Raw genomic sequence first — 15,336 nt, 5'->3', positions numbered from 1 at the left:
GAGGCGGCATGGCGAACACCCTGCTCAGCATCGCGGTCGTCCTGGCCGCCTGGGTGATCAGGACTGCCGTCGCAGAGCTCCGCGTCCCCGGCGGCGGTCGCGCGCAATGGGCCTTCCTGACCGACCGGCGCGCGCTCGCCACCGGAGCCCTTGCCGCCCTGCTGCTCGGGCTCGTCGGCTGGGCCACCACTGGGCCCGCCGCCGCAGCGTGGGCCGCACTCGCAGGCCTTCTCATCGCCTCCCTCACCGGAACGGACGAGCCGAACGGTTGAAAGGACGAGGAGCACGACGCGGTCCCGGCTGGACTGGCCGGACATGCACACGAGCCGGGCGCAGCCCGCGTACCCGCATGCGGCCAAGCACGGCCTAGTGACAGCGATGCCGCAGGGCCGCGTCTCCGGGTTCATGGGTTCCCCTCCCCCACTTAGCCGGGGGTACCCGGCCAAGGGAGCAGGCGGGCGCCGATCGCGGCGGTCTGCAGTGTGTAGCGGTGCTGCGGGTCGGTCGGGTCGGCTTGGGTGAGCGTGTGGATCCGTTCCAGCCGGTAAGTGAAGGCGCGCACGCTGAGCGAAAGCCGGCGGGCTGCTTCGGTGGCCACGCAGCCGCTGTCGAAGTAGGCGTGGAGGGTGTCGATCAGGGGCTGTGCACCGCCCCTGGCCTGCTGGAGCGGGCCGAGTACGCTCTCGACCAGGTCGGCCATGGCCTGCCGGTCCCGGGTGAGGACGGGGTAGACGAGGAGGTCGGCCGCGTACAGCACCGGACTGTCGAGCTCCAGGCGTGCGGCGAGGTCGAGGGCGTTGAGGGCTTCCTCGTACGAGTGGACCACTCCGCCTGCTCCCTGGTGGGAGCGGCCGATGGCCACCTGCCCTCCGTCGGTGGCTCCGTACGCCTGCTTGGCGAAGTACGCCAGGACGTCGGGCTGGTCCCCGGGAGCCACACAGATCAGCCGGCCGTCCTTCGTCGCGAGGAGGATCCTGCGGTTGCCGAACCTCGCCAGCATGGCTTCCTCGATGCCGCGAGCAACGGGGTATCCGTCGCCGTAGGGCTCCGGGCCGGTGGCGACGGCCACCGCGTGAGCCTGCGACAGGCGCAGCCCGAACCGCTCGGCCCGTTCCACGAGCCGTCCCAGGTCGCTCCCCCCGTAGAGGAGATCGTCGATGAACTCGCGGCGCGCCGCCTCTTCCTGCCGTACTGCCTGCTGCTGGGCACGCTCATAGCCCTCGGCGAACGCGTCCACCGCCTGTTCGACAGCGGCCAGCAGGGGCTTGGCCCCGTCGGTGGGCAACTGCGCCAAGACCTCTCGGGCGACGACCAGATGCTCGCGTATGAGGCCGCGGAGCCCCACGCCTGCCACGGCGGCCCGCTCTCCCTCGGCCCGGCGCGCGTCACGCTCGGCGCGGGTGAGCAGACGTCCCGTGGCACAGGCGTCCCGCAGCATCCGGTCGTACTCCGTCAGTTCCACCGCCGCTGCTCCCGCTCCAGCCACCATTCCCCCTGATCCGGGCGCTCCCATGACGCCTTCTTGACGCGGGGACCAGGGTGTCACGGGAAGAGCGGCCCGGAGTCACCGGGCGGGCTGTACGAGCAGGCCCGCGAGAATCGCTCCGGCCCGGCCCAGAGACCAAGAGGCCGACCAAGGCGCTCTCGCGGCGGTATGGGCGAGAGAGGCAGGTCGCCGTGCCGAGCGACCGCGCGGCACCAACCCAGAGGGCAGTGTCCTGGGGTCAGCGGCGGCCGGCCCGTGAGGCCAGCATGGCCAGACCTGTGACGAGGAAGGCAAGGCCGATGACCAGCACTGGGAACCCCGGGCCCGGCAGTACGTAGAGCAATACGCCGGCCAGCGCGGTGGGGGCGCCCACGGCCACCAGAGCGACCGCGAAACGGAACTCGGTGAGATTGCGCCGTGCCCACGACAGGGGTCTCTTCCCGTGCATCAGTCAGCCTTCCTCTGCCGAACGAAAGCGGCGAGAGACCCGCTCGGCGCGGAAGAAGCATGCTGCGGCCGCGACGATGAAGGCGAAGCCGAGACCAGTGCAGGCGGTGACCACTCCCGAGGGTGCGTCCAGCATGCGCGGGACCGCGTTCAGCGGCATGACGCCGTACACGCACAGAAGGGCCCAGGCGTAGGGCCTCCTCGCGAGCCGCCTCCCCCGAAGTCCACGCGGTGTCCAGCCGTTGAGCACTGCCACAGCCAGGGGCAGCACGAGCAGTGTGCCGACCGCGAGGCCGATGCCGTGGTACAGCGGATTTCCGTTCATGGACACCTCTCTGATGCGTATGCCCACGATAGACGGCCGACATGTGACGCGTTCATGCCAGAGTCCGGCAATGTACGAGCTTCCGGACTGCCGTCAGAGGACCATCAAGACGGCGTAAGGGATACGTAAAGTGACTGGTGGAGTGCCGGGAAGCCTGGTCGGCGAATACGGAACCCATCTCTTCTCGAATCGGGGGCTTCTGCCATGGTGCTCGTCGCTGTCTTCGGTGTGGCGCTGTTGATCGCCGTACTGTTCTCCGGGCTCGCGGCCCGCACCGTGCTCTCAACCTCGTTGCTGTTCCTGGTGGGCGGGGCGCTGGTCAGCGACGGGTTCCTCGGATTGATCCACATCACCGCAGACAGCCCGATCGTGGCGGTCACCGCCGACCTGGCGCTGTTCGCGGTGCTGTTCACCGACGGCATGCACGTCTCGTTCCCGAAGCTGCGGGCGAACTGGAAGAACCCCGCCCGCGCGCTGGGGCTGGGCATGCCGCTGGCCATGGCCGGCATGGCGCTGATCACCCACTACCTCGTCGGGCTGGACTGGACCACGTCCTTCCTGGTCGGCGCCGTGCTGGCGCCGACGGACCCGGTGTTCGCCTCGGCCATCGTGGGGCGCAAGGAAGTACCAGCGAAGCTGCGCCAGCTGCTGAACGTAGAGAGCGGCATCAACGACGGTCTGGCCCTGCCGGTGGTCCTCATCCTCATCGCCGTCGCCGGACCGACCTCCAGCCACATGCAGGCATCCATTCCCAGAATCGGCATGGAGCTCGGCCTCGGACTCGTCTTCGGAATCATGCTCCCCCTGACGGTCGCCGGACTGGTGCGGCTGCGGCTCCTGGGAGCGGAGCCGAAGCTCCAGCCGCTGTTGCCGTTGGCAACGGGGATCATCCTGTACGGGCTGTGCCACCTCACGCACGCCAACCCCTACCTGGCCGCCTTTTCCGCCGGCGCCGTCCTGACCGCCGTATCCCCGGAGGCCAAGACCGTCTTCGAGCCGCTCGGCGAGGCCCTGGCGGAACTGGCGAAGTTCGCCGCACTGCTCGTCTTCGGCGCCCTGCTCACACCGCAGTTGTTCGCCGGCCTGTCGTGGGGCGGCTACGCGGCCGTGGTTCTGGCGATCGCGCTGATCCGCCCGGCCTCGTTGCTGCTGTCGCTGCTGGGGACCCGGCTGGACCGGCGGGAGAAGCTGGTCGCCGCCTGGTTCGGCCCCAAGGGCTTCGCGTCCGTCGTCTACGGCCTGCTGGTACTCCAGGCCGGCATCCCGCAGGGCCAGGAGGCGTACACCCTCATCGCGATCTGCATCGCCTTCTCGATCATCGCCCACAGCAGCACCGACGTCCCCATCGCCCGCCTCTTCCACGTCGACGACCTCGCCGGCATCCCCGCCGCCGGCGTGCCCAAGCCCTCCCACCCGCCGGTCACGACCGCCCAGGAGACGAGCCGTGTCCGCCCGTAAGACGAGTCGCCGCGAGCGCAGCCGGGCCCGCCGACGACGGCGCCTGCACGCCAAAGGTGTGCTGGCGTTCCTCGCGGCCTGGGCGGCATCGCAGCGGCATCCGTCATGTTCGCCCTGCTGCCCGGAACCGTCACGGACGAGCACGCCCACGCATCGGCCCCACCCTGCACCACGCCCCGCGCGCTCCCCGAAGAGGAATGCGTACGGTCTCTGCCGTACACCGTGGTGAAGATCCATATCCAAGGCGGGCGCGGGGCCAGCTACTGGGCCGAGCTCGAGGGCCAGGCCCACGGCAGGAGGCACGTGGATTTCGACAGCGACGAGCCGCTCCTGGGGCGACTACGCGTCGGCGACCAGGTCACCGCGCATGCCTGGCACGGTGACATCACCTCTGTCTCCGGCCGGGGATCGATCCAGACGACCGGCGACAGCCCTCAGGGGGCACCCTTGTACGTCATCGCAGTGGGGCTCATGTGCGCTGCGGTCGGGGGGCTCGGGTTGGCAGCGGCCTGGTGGTGGCTCCGCCGCACCGATGACTGTCTGCCAGGCCACCCCCGCGGCCTGCGGGTGGCGGGGTGGATCTGCACGGGCCTGGCCGTTGACGCGTTCGCCACCTTGTGGCTGCTGCTCTGGCTCGACGGGCCCTACTGGCTGCACCCGGTCATCTGGTGCGCAGCGACCCTGCCCGTGGTCGCGGCCCTCGCTGTCCGGTACCGCAAGCGGAGTGGATAAGTGTTGTGAACAGTCGCGAGACACGTTCCGAGGTCGTCTCACTCTTGGCGTGGTGGTCCGTGGTCACCCTCCTGCTCTGGGCGGTCAGTTCTATGGCCGACCAACCCGCCTCCTTGGCGGCGTGCGCGGCGAGCGCCGCTCTGCTGACCGGCATCGGCGAGGCCGGCGCGTGGCTGCGCAGGCGCTGGTCCGCGGTCCGGCGTACACGGGAGCGCCAAGAACCGTAACGTTCAGGCAGGACACCGCTCTTCCGGTGCCGGGAGCATGAAAGAGCAGTGAGTGAGGAACCCCCGGTAGGCCGCGCCCTCACCGTGATGGCACCGATCGTCACCCTGCACTCGCTCTACAGCAGCCGGCACTGGAACGAGGCCGAACTGCGTACGGCCGTCCACCAAGCCGCCGACGCCCTGAACCCCAAACCGCAGTACACAGCCTCGTCAGCCCTCCCCGCCCTCGGAAGCCGCGTCGCCAGCCAGCGCGATCAGCCGCTCCAGCTCATCGAGACCTGCGGTCTCCACCTGCACAGCATCACCGCCCGCGCCGGTAATCTCCGTGCGGACAAAGCCGTTTAGACCGAGGAGGTGGCTGCTGCGCTCGATGAGGCGCACCGGGCGGCCCACAGCGGCCAGATCACCAGTGCTGATCGCGGAGCGGTTGACTCCGAAAGCAGCCGTTCCAGCCGCTCGGCCACGAGCTTGAGCCCCATCCGCGCGTTACCGAGCAGGCAACCCAGCCAATGGCTGACCGATACACGGCTCTGAGCACCTCATGGTGCTCCGTGCACCTCGTTCGCTGCGCGTCACGGCCGTCACCACAATCTGCCCCGCACTGACCGCCGCGGTCCTCAACTGGTCCCCAAAAACGATCAAGGGGCCGCTTTGGATTGCTCCAAAACGGCCCCTGACCTGCGACTCTTTCGAGTCGGGACGACAGGATTTGAACCTGCGACCCCTTGACCCCCAGTCAAGTGCGCTACCAAGCTGCGCCACGTCCCGATGCCGCTGACCTGGGGTTTCCCCCGGCCCGACCGGCACGAGAACAATACCGCACTTCGGGGGGTGGTCGCGCGCGCCCTTCCGGTGCCGGGCAGGATGGCGTGCGGGGCGAGCCCGGGCTTGACCTCAAGTTTGCTTCAGGTCACATCGTTGCCGCATGACACGGGTATCCGCGGACACCAGGCTCCGCTATGACGATCTGGACCGGCTGATCGCGCTCATGACCGGGGCCGAGAAGCACGGGCCCGCCGCCACCTCCACGCTAGACGTGCTGTGGGTGCTGTACGACCGGGTGCTGCGCGTCGGGCCCGGCAGCGCCCAGGATGCCGGGCGGGACCGGTTCCTGCTGTCCAAGGGGCACGGGCCGATGGCCTACTACGCCGTGCTCGCCGCCAAGGGGTTCTTCCCCGTCGACTGGCTGCCCGGCTTCGGCACGTACGGCTCCCCGCTCGGCCACCACCCCGACCGCACCCTGATCCCCGGCGTGGAGATCGGCAGCGGCTCCCTCGGGCACGGGCTGCCGCTCGCCGTCGGCAGCGCCCTCGGGCTGCGGGCCCAGGGGCTGGACGAGGCCGCCGTGTGGGTGCTGATCGGGGACGCCGAGCTCGACGAGGGCAGCAACCACGAGGCCATCGCCCACGCCGGCTCGGCCGGGCTGGAGGCACTGCACACCGTGGTGATCGACAACGACTCCGCCACCCACGGCTGGCCCGGCGGGATCGCCTCCCGCTTCGAGGCGGCCGGCTGGAGCGCCGTCACCGTGGACGGGCGGGACCACGCGGCGCTGCACGCCGCCTTCACCACACCGCATCCGGGCCGGCCGCACGCGGTCGTCGCCCGCGTCGAGAAGAAGTTCTGAGGGGGAAACGGCATGGACACCATGCGGGAGCGGTTCATCTCGGTCACGTCGCGGCTGCTCGACGAGGATCCCCGGCTGGCACTGGTGCTCGCCGAGATCTCCATGGACGGGTTCCGGCCGGCTCTGGAACGGCACCCGGACCGGGTGATCAACGTCGGGATCCGCGAACAGCTGCTCGTCGGCGTGGGCGGCGGGCTGGCCCTCACGGGGATGCGTCCCGTGCTGCACACCTTCGCCAGCTTCCTCGTCGAGCGGCCGTTCGAGCAGGTCAAGCTGGACTTCGGGCACCAGGGCACGGGCGGGGTCCTGGTCAGTGCCGGTGCCAGCTACGACTGGCCGGCCGGCGGATTCACCCACATGGCACCCGGCGACGTGGCGCTGCTGGACACCCTCGACGGCTGGACCGTCCACGTGCCCGGCCACCCGGACGAGGCCGAGGCGCTGCTGCGGCACGCGTACGCCGCCGGGGACGACCGGGTGTACGTCCGGCTCTCCCAGCAGTCGAACGCCGCGCCGCGCCCCCTCGGCGACCTGAGCTTCCAGACCGTACGGGAGGGCCGCGCGGGCGTGGTGGTCGCCGTCGGCCCGCTCCTCGACAACGTCCTCGCGGCGACCGAGGGCCTCGACGTCACGGTCCTGTACGCGGCCACCGTGCGCCCCTTCGACGGCGCCGCCCTGCGCGCCGCCACCGGGCGGGCCGCGGCCGACGTGGTGCTGGTCGAGCCCTACCTCGCCGGCACCTCGGCGGCGGCCGCGGGGCGGGCCCTGGCCGAGGTCCCGCACCGCGTGCTCGCCCTGGGCGTCGGGCGGGCGGAGCTGCGCCGCTACGGGACCCTCGACGAGCACACCGCCGCCCACGGCCTGGACGCCGGCTCGCTGCGGCAGCGGATCACCGCCTTCCTGCGTTGAGGGCGGCGGGCTTGCGGGGCACCCTCACGCGCGGCGGTCCTCCCGGCCGCGCAGCAGCTCCGCCAGCTCGGCGGCGAGCGCCTTGACCGTCGTGAGGCCCTGCGTCCCCCACCGCCTCGGCACCACGTCCACGGCGCACACCGTGCCGAGGACGAAGCCGCGCCGGTCGGTGAGGGGCGCTCCGAGGTACGAGCGCACCCCGCTCTCGTCGACGACGGCGTTGCCCGCGAAGCGCGCGAAGTCGCGTACGTCCTCCAGCACCAGGGCCCTGCCCCGCACCACCACGTGCGGGCAGTAGCCGTGGTCCCGGGGCAGCACCCGGGCGGGGTAGCCGCTCGCCGCGGCGTCCGGGCCGTGGTGCAGGCCCGCGAAGAACTGCCGTTCCTCGCCGACGAAGTTGACCCCGGCGTAGGGGGCCTCCAGCGTCCGGGCGACCCGGCGCGCGAAGGCGTCGAGTTCCTCGTCTGCCCGCTCGCCCAGGTCCATCTCGCGCAGCCGCACCGCCCGTGCGGGTGCCTCCCGGTCCACCGGGGTGAGCAGCAGGTGGCCGGTCGATTCGTAGTAGGTCATGGTGGTTCCCCCGGATTCGAATGTGGTGGGCGGCCCTGTCGGGCCGTGGACAGCAGGTGGTGGACGAGGGCGGCGAGTGCCCCCGTACCGGAGCGGGTCAGACGGGCGTCGCAGCGTACGACGGGCACGTCCGGGCCCAGCCCCACGGCCTGGCGGACCTCCTCGGACGTGTAGCGGTGGCTGCCGTCGAACTCGTTGACGGCGACGACGAAGCCGATCCCCCGCCGTTCGAAGAAGTCCACGGCGGGGAAGCAGTCGGCGAGGCGGCGGGTGTCGGCGAGGACCACCGCGCCGAGCGCCCCCGCGCACAGCTCCTCCCACAGGAACCAGAAGCGTTCCTGCCCGGGCATGCCGAAGAGGTACAGGACGTGCCGGTCGTCCAGGGTGATGCGCCCGAAGTCCAGCGCGACCGTCGTGGCCGTCTTCGCGGCCGGCCCGTCGAGCGGGTCGGAGCCCTCGCCCAGCCCGCTCAGCAGTTCCTCCGTGCACAGCGGCTCGATCTCGCTCACCGCGCCCACGAAGGTGGTCTTCCCGGCCCCGAACCCGCCCGCGACCAGGATCTTCAAGGTCGGGGGCAGAGCCGGGGCCGCCGTCTCACAGCCGTCGGCGCAGGCCATCGAGCACCGCCCTCAGCAGCGACAGGTCGTCGGCGGCGAACGAGGCGCCGCCGTGGGGGAACCGGGGTGCCTGTGCCATGACGGCCCCGTACTCCATCAGGTCGGACAGCAGCACCTTCACCACCACGGCCGGGAGCCGCAGCTGGCCGGCCACCTCGGCGACCGTCACCGCCGCCGCGCCCGCGCACATGCGCAGGGCGAGGGTGTGCTCGGTGCCGAGCGGCACCCCCGGGCGGACGCCGGTCGCGGTCATCAGGGACAGCAGGTCGAGGGTGACGGAGGGGCGGGTGCGGCCCCCGCTCGCCGTGTACGGGCGCATGACGCGGCCGGCGGAATCGTCCAGCCATGGCGTGTCCCGGGCCGTGGGGAAACCGCCCGCCGGGAATCCGCTGACCCCCCTCGCCCAGGCCCTCATCGCTCCGTGTCGGCGACGGGCCGGCGCGGCGGGGCCGCGAGGTACGGCCGTACGCTCTTGACCAGCATCGCCATCTCGTAGCCCAGTACGCCGGCGTCGGCCTCCCGGTCCGCGAGCACGGCCAGGCAGGTGCCGGAGCCGGCCGCCGAGACGAAGACGAGCGCTGTGTCGAGCTCCACGACCACCTGCCGGACCTCGGCGCCGTCCCCGAAACGGGCTCCGGCGCTGCGTCCCAGGGAGTACAGGCCACAGGCGAGGGCGGCCATGTGGTCGGCGCTGTCGGAGTCCATGCCGTGGACGCAGGTGACGAGTCCGTCGGCGGTGAGCAGGACCGCGCTACGGGTGTACGGCACCCGTTGGACGAGACCGCTGAGCAGCCAGTCGAGATCGGAGAGGCTGACTGTCTTGGTCGCCAGTTCGCCGGCCATGGGGGTGTGCTCCTTGCTGGGGTTCATGCCTGTTCGTCCGACTGGGCGAGGCCGAAGCCCCGCTGGAAGGCCGCCATCAGGCCGGGGTCGTGCAGGGGTTGTTCGGTCGCGTCGGCCCGCCGGGGGGCGGGGGTGTCGCGCAGCTGGGGTGCGAGGTGCTGCTGGGCGTTGCGCCGGGGCAGGGACGGCCGGGCCTCCTCGGGGGCGGAGGTCTGCTGCGGGATGCGGCGCGGCAGGGGGGCGGGGGCCGGCCCCGGCTGCGGTTCCGTCGGCCGTGTGACCGCCGGGTCCCCTCCCGGGCCGGGGCGCTTGACCGGTTCGAGCCCCGTGGGCGGTGCCGGCTCCGGGGCTGCGGGGGCTGCCGGAGCAGCTGGGGCTGCTGCCCAGGCCGCTTCCGGATCCGTGCCGGTGTCCAGCGGCCAGGCCATGTCCGGAGCCGGGCCCGGGCCCCGGGCGGGGTCCGCGTCCAGGAGCCGGGCCGGCTCCAGGGCGCGGGTGGCATCCCAGGGGGCGTGGCCCGGGCTCCGGACGCCGCGCGCCCCCCGCGCCTCGGCCGGGCCCGCCTCCGGGTCGGGGGCGGGGGCCGGGGCGGGGCCCGCGTACGACGCCCGGGCAGGGTCCTGGGCCGGGTCCCCCGCATGGCCCCGGGCCGGGGCCCGGCCACCGTCGGGGGCCTGAGCCGAGGGCGGGTCCGCGTACCGCGACGCCCGAGGCGGCGTGGCGGCCGGGTACGCCGGGCAGGCCGGGTCCGTGGAACGGGCCGGCGCGGCGGACGGGTACGCGGCGCGGGCCGGGTCCGTGTCGGCGGCCGGCGTCCCGGCCGGGCGGGCGGGCGGTCCCGCCGGGTTCCGGGCCGGCTCCACGGCCCGGGCCTCCGGAGCCGGCAGCGGGGACCCTACCGCCGGTGCCGGGGTCTCCCGGCGGACGGCGGACTCCGGGGCGGGGACCGAAACCGGGGCCGGCCAGCAGACGGTGCCCCACGAGGTGGCGCGCGAACCGCCCGCCGCGTCGGCCTCGTTCGCGGGCTCCGCACCCAGCAGGCCCTGGGGCAGCACCAGCACGGCGAGGACCCCGCCGTAGATGTTGGACTTCAGCTCGACGGCGATCCCGTGCCGCCGGGCCAGCGCCGACACCACGAACAGGCCGATCCGGCCGTCGGCCAGCAGGTGCCGGACGCTCACCTGGTCGGGGTCGCGCAGCAGCGTGTTCATCCGGTGCTGCTCCTCCGCCGGCATGCCCAGTCCGCGGTCCTCCACCTCGACCGCGATCCCGGCGGTGACCCGCTCCGCCCGCACCACCACGTCCGTGTCGGGGGCGGAGAACACGGTGGCGTTCTCCACCAGTTCGGCCAGCAGGTGCACCACGTCGGCGACGGCGTGGCCCCGGACGGTACCGCCCGCCGGGGGCACCACCTTGACCCGTGTGTACTGCTCGACCTCGGCGACCGAGGAGCGCAGCACCTCGCTCAGGTCGATGGGCCGGGTCCACTGGCGCCGGGAGGCGGCCCCGCCGAGCACGGCGAGGTTCTCGGCGTGCCGGCGGATCCGGGTGGCGAGGTGGTCGACGTGGAAGAGCTCCTTCAGCAGGTCGGGGTCCTCGACGGTGTCCTCCAGCCCGTCGAGCAGCGAGATCTCACGGTGCACGAGCGACTGGAGCCGGCGGGCGAGGTTGACGAACACCTCCACCTTGCGGTCGCTGTCGGTCGGAGGCGCCGGCAGGGCCAGCCGTACGAGGGTCGCCTGCGCCTGCTCCCTGGCGACCCTCAACTCCTGCGCGAGCAGCCAGAACTCGTCCACTCCGGCCTGGTCGCCCTCCGGCGGGGCGCCGGCCCGGTCCCCGCGCGCGGGGCGGGCCACCGCCTCGCCGCGCTGGAGCCGCTCGCCGGCGGTCCGCAGCTCCTCGCGCCCCCGCACGCTGGAGCGGCGCAGCGCCTCGCAGCGGTCGCGGACGGCCTTGGCGGCACGCTGGGCCCCGAGGAGGGCGGCGGCGAGCGCGCCGGCGGCGAGCAGCGCGCAGCCCGCCAGCACCGGCCACAGCCGGTCGTCCCGTGCACCGGAGCCCCCGCCGAGGTGGAGGGTGAACATGACCGCGGCCGCCCCGCTGAGCCCGGCGGCGAGCGTGGGCAGCACGGCGGCGCGGACCATCTGGGGGCGTATCTGGCGGCCCGGCCCCGTCACGGCGTGTCTCGACGGGGAGTGGCGGGCGGCGCGGAGTCCGGACATCGGCGTCCTCGGTACGTGGGGCCCGGCCCCCAGCGTGTCGCGGGGCCGGTGTTGATCACCGGATACCCACGCTAGACCGCACGGTCCCGCGGAAGTCGCCCAGTTGGGGAACTTCACCGGGATGCTTCCCGCTCCCGACGGAGCGCTCGTACGACAGCCCGAATGCGCCGGTCGCGCGGACATCGGGCCGCGCCGCGCCGCATGGGCGCGGGGAGGTGCGGGCAGGGGCAGGGCCACGGGACGAACCAGGAGGGAGCAGCCATGGAGGGCACGGCGGAACGGGGTAAGGGGCCGAGGAAGGGCCGGGAGGGCCGGGAGGGCCGGGAGGAGCAGGCGCAGGACCATCCCGGTCCCGACCCGGTGCACCCGGAGGCCAGTAAGCCGGTGGCGGGAACGACACCCGAGGACCTGAGGAGGCGGCAGGAGCGGAGGATGCGCGGCGGGCACGGCGGGGACGAGCCGCACGGCGACGAGGGCGGCCGCGGATCAGGGTGACGGCCACCGGTCCGGGTGACGGCCACCGATCGGCGTGACGGCCACGGCCCGGAGCGACGGCCGCCGCGCCGCCTACGGGCCTTCGTCGTACGTACCGGCCTCGATCTCCAGCGCGAGTTCCTGGAGGACCTGCATCGAGGAGATGTCCGTCCGGCCGCTGTCGTGCGCCATCGCCAGGCTGGTGAAGGCGAGGCTGAACCCTGAGACCATCGTGTGCAGGGCCGGGCCCAGCGCCCGGGCCACCAGCGCCGCCACCTCCTGGGGGGAGGCGTCGGCCGGCACCCGGATGGAGGGCAGCATCTCGTTGAGGAGCAGGGTGGCCACTCCGGCCGTGTCCGGCGGCCCGTCGTCGTGCTCCGCGAGGTCTCCCGCCTCGGCGGCCAGGCGGAAGTCCTGGGCGTCGGTGAGGATGCCGATCACCCGCTTGAGTACCTCTGCGCGTTCCATTCCGGGGAGCGTAGTCCCGCGCCCCGCCCCCGCCCAGGTCGCGCGCGGCCGCGCGTGACGGTGACGGGCTCGCTATCGTGGGTCACCGAGCAGCTCGTCGAGCGAAGGCGGTGAGCATGGCGGCAGCCTTTCCGGAACCCTCCGCCGGGTCCACGGCGGTCGAGGGGCCCCTGGTCTCCCCGGTCGGCTCCCACAACGAGTGGGATCCCCTGGAGGAGATCGTCGTCGGGCGGCTCGACGGCGCCACCTTCCCCTCCCGGCATCCGGTCGTGGCCTGCAACATCCCTCCGTGGGCGGCGCGCCTGCAGGGACTGGCGGCCGGCCACAGGTACCCGCGCGTGCTGGTCGAGTCGGCCCGGCGGGAGCTCGAGGAATTCGTCGCCCTCCTCCAGTCGCTGGGGGTCACGGTCACCCGCCCGGACCCGGTGGACCACTCACGGCGGTTCGCCACCCCCGACTGGTCCTCGCGCGGCTTCTGCCACAGCTGCCCCCGGGACAGCCTGCTCGTCGTCGGGGACGAGATCATCGAGACCCCCATGGCCTGGCCGTGCCGGTACTTCGAGTCCCACGCCTACCGCACGGTCCTCAAGGACTACTTCCGGCGCGGCGCCCGGTGGACGGCGGCCCCGAGGCCGCAGCTCACCGAGGCCCTCTACGACGCGGACTACCGCGTCCCCGAGGACGGTGCGCCCATGCGCTACATCCTCACGGAGTTCGAGCCGGTCTTCGACGCCGCCGACTTCGTACGGGCGGGGCGCGACCTGTTCGTGACGCGCAGCAACGTCACCAACCGCATGGGGATCGAATGGCTGCGCCGCCATCTCGGACCGGGCTACCGGATCCACGAGATCGAGAGCCGCTGCCGGACGCCCATGCACATCGACACCACGTTCATGCCGCTCTCGCCCGGCCGGGTGCTGGTCAATCCCGAGTACGTCGACGTGGACCGCCTGCCCGAGGTGCTGCGTTCGTGGGAGGTCCTGGTGGCGCCGGAACCGGAGCCGGTCGACGGGGCCCTGCTCAGGATCACGTCGATGTGCGGCAAGTGGCTCAGCATGAACGTCCTGATGATCGACGAGAAGAGGGTGGTCGTGGAGCGCCGGCAGACCGGCATGCTCAGGGCGCTGGAGGCGTGGGGCTACGAGCCGATCCCGTGCGACCTGCGGCACTACGCGCCGTTCGGGGGCTCGTTCCACTGCGCGACGCTCGATGTCCGCCGCCGCGGCACGCTGGAGTCGTACTTCCCCTGAGGCCGGGGCAGGGGCCGGGGCCGCGCCGCCGCCCCGGCCCCGGGCCTCGCCGGTCAGGAGGCTCAGGAGGCGGGGTACGTGGCGTACTTGAGGCGCCGCGCGAGGTGGGCGGCGTTGGCGGCCAGGGTGGCGGTGGTCGCCGCGGTCTTCTTCGGGGTTTCGCCGAGGTCCTGGTAGTCGGTCCCCTGCATGGCCTCGCCGACCCAGTACGTGACGGCGTTCGCCGGGAGGGTGAAGCCGACGTCGTTCAGCCCCTGGAAGAGGTCGGCGCTGACCTTGTGCGCGCCGTCCTCGTTGCCGACGACGCAGACGCCGGCGACCTTGCCGTAGGTGAGGGGGCGGCCCTCCTCGTCGCTCTCCCCCAGTTCGGCGTCGAGGCGTTCCAAGACGCGCTGGGCGACGCTGGCGGGGTGGCCGAGCCAGATCGGCGTGGAGAGGATCAGGATGTCGGTGCCGAGGATCGTCTCGCGGATCTCGGGCCACGCGTCACCGTCCCCCATGTCGGTCCGCACCCCGGGGCGGACGTCGTGGTCGACGACGCGGATGGTCTTGCCCGTGACGCCGTGGTCCGCGAGGGCGGCCATGGTCTGTTCCGCCAGCAGGTGCGAGCTCGAAGGGGCGGGGGACGGCGTCAGCGTGCACACGAGCGCGACGGCGCGCAGCGGGGTGGTCTCTTTGGCTTCCATGCCGCGCGCTTACCCAGAACGCCGCGACCGACCCGGCCGGGCGCATACTGGCCCCATGACCCGGGCGACGGCCGCCGTCCGGAAGCTGAGGCGGCAAGCGGGCGAGGCGGTGTTCCTGCGCGTCGCCGGGCCCGACGGCGCCCGCAACCGCGAGCGGATCCACGGCACCCCGGGGCCCCGGTGGTTCGAGCCGGGGCGGCCGGTGCGGCAGGTGCACGGGGACGCGTCGATGTTCATCGGCGGTCTGGCGGCCCTGCTGCTCCAGTCTCTGCACCCGCTCGCGATGGCGGCCGTGGCGGCGCACTCGGGGTACCGGGGCGACCCGTGGGGGCGGCTGCAGCGCACCAGCACCTTCCTGGCGGTCACCACCTTCGGTACGGGCGCCGACGCGGCGGCGGCCGTGGAGCGCGTCCGGGAGGTGCACGCGCGGATCCGGGGCCGGACGGCCGACGGGGTGCCGTACCGGGCGGACGACCCGGAGCTGCTGACCTGGGTGCACGTCGCGGAGGCGTACTGCTTCCTGCGGGCCCACCAGCGGTACGGCCGGCACCCCTTGGACCCCTCGGGCCGCGACGGGTACCTGGCCGACATCGCGCGGGTGGCCCGGGCCCTGGGCGCGGAGCGGCCGCCGGAGGACGAGCGGGAGCTGGCGCTGCGGATGGCCGGGTACCGGCCCTCGCTGCGGCCGACGCCGGCTTCGCGGGACACCGCCCGGTTCCTGCTGACCGATCCGCCGCTGCCGGGGGCCGCCCGGCTGCCGTACGCGCTGCTGGCGGCGGCGGCCGTGGAGCTGCTGCCGCCGTGGGCGAGGTCGGCCGTCGCGTCCGCTCCGGTGCCCGTGGTCGCGCGGGTACCCGCCCCGGTGGCCCGGGCCGGCGGTCATGCCGTCACGTGGGCGCTGCGCTGGGTGCTGTACCCGCCCCCGCCGTCGGACCCGTCGGGTCCGTCGGGTCCGGACGAGGTCCGCTGAGGGCTCACGCCCGGGCCGCGCCCGG

18 protein-coding genes and 1 tRNA gene are annotated in these 15,336 nt (G+C 73.2%); 8 read left to right on the top strand and 11 right to left on the bottom strand.

Translation table 11 applies throughout. The annotated features are described in order from the left end of the window. The first annotated feature begins 8 nt into the window (after positions 1-8). On the top strand, positions 9-272 hold the full coding sequence (locus ACFY7H_RS00720; protein WP_388931065.1) for a hypothetical protein: 264 nt from the start codon (positions 9-11) through the stop codon (positions 270-272). 152 nt (positions 273-424) lie between these two features. Here the strand turns inward: ACFY7H_RS00720 and ACFY7H_RS00715 are convergent, their stop codons facing one another. From ACFY7H_RS00715 to ACFY7H_RS00705, 3 genes are all read right to left on the bottom strand, one after another. Next, on the bottom strand, positions 425-1,489 hold the full coding sequence (locus tag ACFY7H_RS00715) for a PucR family transcriptional regulator (RefSeq protein ID WP_388931063.1): 1,065 nt from the start codon (positions 1,487-1,489) through the stop codon (positions 425-427). 235 nt (positions 1,490-1,724) lie between these two features. Next, positions 1,725-1,934, bottom strand: coding sequence for a hypothetical protein (locus ACFY7H_RS00710; RefSeq protein WP_388931061.1), 210 nt, complete (start codon positions 1,932-1,934; stop codon positions 1,725-1,727). 3 nt (positions 1,935-1,937) lie between these two features. Continuing rightward, positions 1,938-2,258: a hypothetical protein gene (locus tag ACFY7H_RS00705; RefSeq protein WP_388931058.1), complete on the bottom strand. Its 321-nt coding sequence runs from the start codon at positions 2,256-2,258 to the stop codon at positions 1,938-1,940. Positions 2,259-2,462: 204 nt separating this feature from the next. On the opposite strand from ACFY7H_RS00705, the gene ACFY7H_RS00700 reads away from it, so the two are divergent. From ACFY7H_RS00700 to ACFY7H_RS00690, 3 genes are all read left to right on the top strand, one after another. Beyond that, positions 2,463-3,716 carry a cation:proton antiporter gene (locus ACFY7H_RS00700; RefSeq protein ID WP_388931056.1) on the top strand — a complete coding sequence of 418 codons (1,254 nt, stop codon included), beginning with the start codon at positions 2,463-2,465 and terminating at the stop codon, positions 3,714-3,716. 105 nt (positions 3,717-3,821) lie between these two features. Continuing rightward, a complete protein-coding gene (locus ACFY7H_RS00695) occupies positions 3,822-4,448 on the top strand; it encodes a hypothetical protein (RefSeq protein WP_388931053.1) in 627 nt (208 codons plus the stop codon). Between the two features lie 275 nt (positions 4,449-4,723). Then, positions 4,724-5,020 (top strand): hypothetical protein, encoded by a 297-nt coding sequence (locus ACFY7H_RS00690; RefSeq protein WP_388931050.1) that lies wholly within the window; start codon positions 4,724-4,726, stop codon positions 5,018-5,020. Positions 5,021-5,369: 349 nt separating this feature from the next. On the opposite strand, the gene ACFY7H_RS00685 is transcribed toward ACFY7H_RS00690, so the two are convergent. Then, positions 5,370-5,443, bottom strand: a tRNA-Pro gene (locus tag ACFY7H_RS00685). A 157-nt stretch (positions 5,444-5,600) separates the two neighbouring features. On the opposite strand from ACFY7H_RS00685, the gene ACFY7H_RS00680 reads away from it, so the two are divergent. After that, positions 5,601-6,302 carry a transketolase gene (locus ACFY7H_RS00680; protein ID WP_388931047.1) on the top strand — a complete coding sequence of 234 codons (702 nt, stop codon included), beginning with the start codon at positions 5,601-5,603 and terminating at the stop codon, positions 6,300-6,302. A gap of 12 nt (positions 6,303-6,314) precedes the next feature. Next, a complete protein-coding gene (locus ACFY7H_RS00675; protein WP_388931045.1) occupies positions 6,315-7,211 on the top strand; it encodes a transketolase family protein in 897 nt (298 codons plus the stop codon). A 24-nt stretch (positions 7,212-7,235) separates the two neighbouring features. Here ACFY7H_RS00675 and ACFY7H_RS00670 read toward each other — a convergent pair whose 3' ends face one another. The 6 genes from ACFY7H_RS00670 to ACFY7H_RS00645 form a co-directional block, all read right to left on the bottom strand. Further along, positions 7,236-7,781, bottom strand: coding sequence for a GAF domain-containing protein (locus ACFY7H_RS00670; protein ID WP_388931042.1), 546 nt, complete (start codon positions 7,779-7,781; stop codon positions 7,236-7,238). After that, on the bottom strand, positions 7,778-8,398 hold the full coding sequence (locus ACFY7H_RS00665; RefSeq protein WP_388931039.1) for an ATP/GTP-binding protein: 621 nt from the start codon (positions 8,396-8,398) through the stop codon (positions 7,778-7,780). Before ACFY7H_RS00665 ends, ACFY7H_RS00670 begins: the two co-directional genes overlap by 4 nt. Continuing rightward, positions 8,376-8,717, bottom strand: coding sequence for a DUF742 domain-containing protein (locus ACFY7H_RS00660; RefSeq protein ID WP_388931036.1), 342 nt, complete (start codon positions 8,715-8,717; stop codon positions 8,376-8,378). The genes ACFY7H_RS00665 and ACFY7H_RS00660 overlap by 23 nt, the downstream gene beginning before the upstream one ends. Before the next feature lie 92 nt (positions 8,718-8,809). Further along, positions 8,810-9,241, bottom strand: coding sequence for a roadblock/LC7 domain-containing protein (locus tag ACFY7H_RS00655; protein ID WP_388932219.1), 432 nt, complete (start codon positions 9,239-9,241; stop codon positions 8,810-8,812). A 23-nt stretch (positions 9,242-9,264) separates the two neighbouring features. Then, positions 9,265-11,463 (bottom strand): ATP-binding protein, encoded by a 2,199-nt coding sequence (locus ACFY7H_RS00650; RefSeq protein ID WP_388931033.1) that lies wholly within the window; start codon positions 11,461-11,463, stop codon positions 9,265-9,267. Positions 11,464-12,030: 567 nt separating this feature from the next. Then, positions 12,031-12,405 carry a hypothetical protein gene (locus ACFY7H_RS00645; RefSeq protein ID WP_388931030.1) on the bottom strand — a complete coding sequence of 125 codons (375 nt, stop codon included), beginning with the start codon at positions 12,403-12,405 and terminating at the stop codon, positions 12,031-12,033. 116 nt (positions 12,406-12,521) lie between these two features. Between ACFY7H_RS00645 and ACFY7H_RS00640 the strand changes: the two genes are divergently transcribed. Further along, the gene (locus tag ACFY7H_RS00640) at positions 12,522-13,655 is read left to right on the top strand and encodes an amidinotransferase (RefSeq protein ID WP_388931028.1); all 1,134 of its coding nucleotides are present in this window, start codon (positions 12,522-12,524) and stop codon (positions 13,653-13,655) included. 62 nt (positions 13,656-13,717) lie between these two features. Here ACFY7H_RS00640 and ACFY7H_RS00635 read toward each other — a convergent pair whose 3' ends face one another. Further along, positions 13,718-14,341, bottom strand: coding sequence for a flavodoxin family protein (locus tag ACFY7H_RS00635; protein WP_388931025.1), 624 nt, complete (start codon positions 14,339-14,341; stop codon positions 13,718-13,720). Positions 14,342-14,396: 55 nt separating this feature from the next. Between ACFY7H_RS00635 and ACFY7H_RS00630 the strand changes: the two genes are divergently transcribed. Then, positions 14,397-15,311: an oxygenase MpaB family protein gene (locus ACFY7H_RS00630; protein WP_388931023.1), complete on the top strand. Its 915-nt coding sequence runs from the start codon at positions 14,397-14,399 to the stop codon at positions 15,309-15,311. Positions 15,312-15,336 lie beyond the last annotated feature (25 nt).

Source organism: Streptomyces sp. NPDC012794 (assembly GCF_042901085.1).
GTDB lineage: Bacteria > Actinomycetota > Actinomycetes > Streptomycetales > Streptomycetaceae > Streptomyces.
This window is presented reverse-complemented; position numbering and strand designations above follow the sequence as displayed.

Coding starts and splice junctions, on each gene's coding strand:
- ACFY7H_RS00650 (WP_388931033.1), bottom strand. CDS start 11,463: ATGTCCGGACTCCGCGCCGCCCGCCACTCCCCGTCGAGACACGCCGTG.
- ACFY7H_RS00635 (WP_388931025.1), bottom strand. CDS start 14,341: ATGGAAGCCAAAGAGACCACCCCGCTGCGCGCCGTCGCGCTCGTGTGC.
- ACFY7H_RS00645 (WP_388931030.1), bottom strand. CDS start 12,405: ATGGAACGCGCAGAGGTACTCAAGCGGGTGATCGGCATCCTCACCGAC.
- ACFY7H_RS00640 (WP_388931028.1), top strand. CDS start 12,522: ATGGCGGCAGCCTTTCCGGAACCCTCCGCCGGGTCCACGGCGGTCGAG.
- ACFY7H_RS00630 (WP_388931023.1), top strand. CDS start 14,397: ATGACCCGGGCGACGGCCGCCGTCCGGAAGCTGAGGCGGCAAGCGGGC.
- ACFY7H_RS00695 (WP_388931053.1), top strand. CDS start 3,822: ATGTTCGCCCTGCTGCCCGGAACCGTCACGGACGAGCACGCCCACGCA.
- ACFY7H_RS00710 (WP_388931061.1), bottom strand. CDS start 1,934: ATGCACGGGAAGAGACCCCTGTCGTGGGCACGGCGCAATCTCACCGAG.
- ACFY7H_RS00700 (WP_388931056.1), top strand. CDS start 2,463: ATGGTGCTCGTCGCTGTCTTCGGTGTGGCGCTGTTGATCGCCGTACTG.
- ACFY7H_RS00675 (WP_388931045.1), top strand. CDS start 6,315: ATGGACACCATGCGGGAGCGGTTCATCTCGGTCACGTCGCGGCTGCTC.
- ACFY7H_RS00655 (WP_388932219.1), bottom strand. CDS start 9,241: ATGGCCGGCGAACTGGCGACCAAGACAGTCAGCCTCTCCGATCTCGAC.
- ACFY7H_RS00670 (WP_388931042.1), bottom strand. CDS start 7,781: ATGACCTACTACGAATCGACCGGCCACCTGCTGCTCACCCCGGTGGAC.
- ACFY7H_RS00720 (WP_388931065.1), top strand. CDS start 9: ATGGCGAACACCCTGCTCAGCATCGCGGTCGTCCTGGCCGCCTGGGTG.
- ACFY7H_RS00665 (WP_388931039.1), bottom strand. CDS start 8,398: ATGGCCTGCGCCGACGGCTGTGAGACGGCGGCCCCGGCTCTGCCCCCG.
- ACFY7H_RS00705 (WP_388931058.1), bottom strand. CDS start 2,258: ATGAACGGAAATCCGCTGTACCACGGCATCGGCCTCGCGGTCGGCACA.
- ACFY7H_RS00715 (WP_388931063.1), bottom strand. CDS start 1,489: ATGGTGGCTGGAGCGGGAGCAGCGGCGGTGGAACTGACGGAGTACGAC.
- ACFY7H_RS00680 (WP_388931047.1), top strand. CDS start 5,601: ATGACACGGGTATCCGCGGACACCAGGCTCCGCTATGACGATCTGGAC.
- ACFY7H_RS00660 (WP_388931036.1), bottom strand. CDS start 8,717: ATGCGCCCGTACACGGCGAGCGGGGGCCGCACCCGCCCCTCCGTCACC.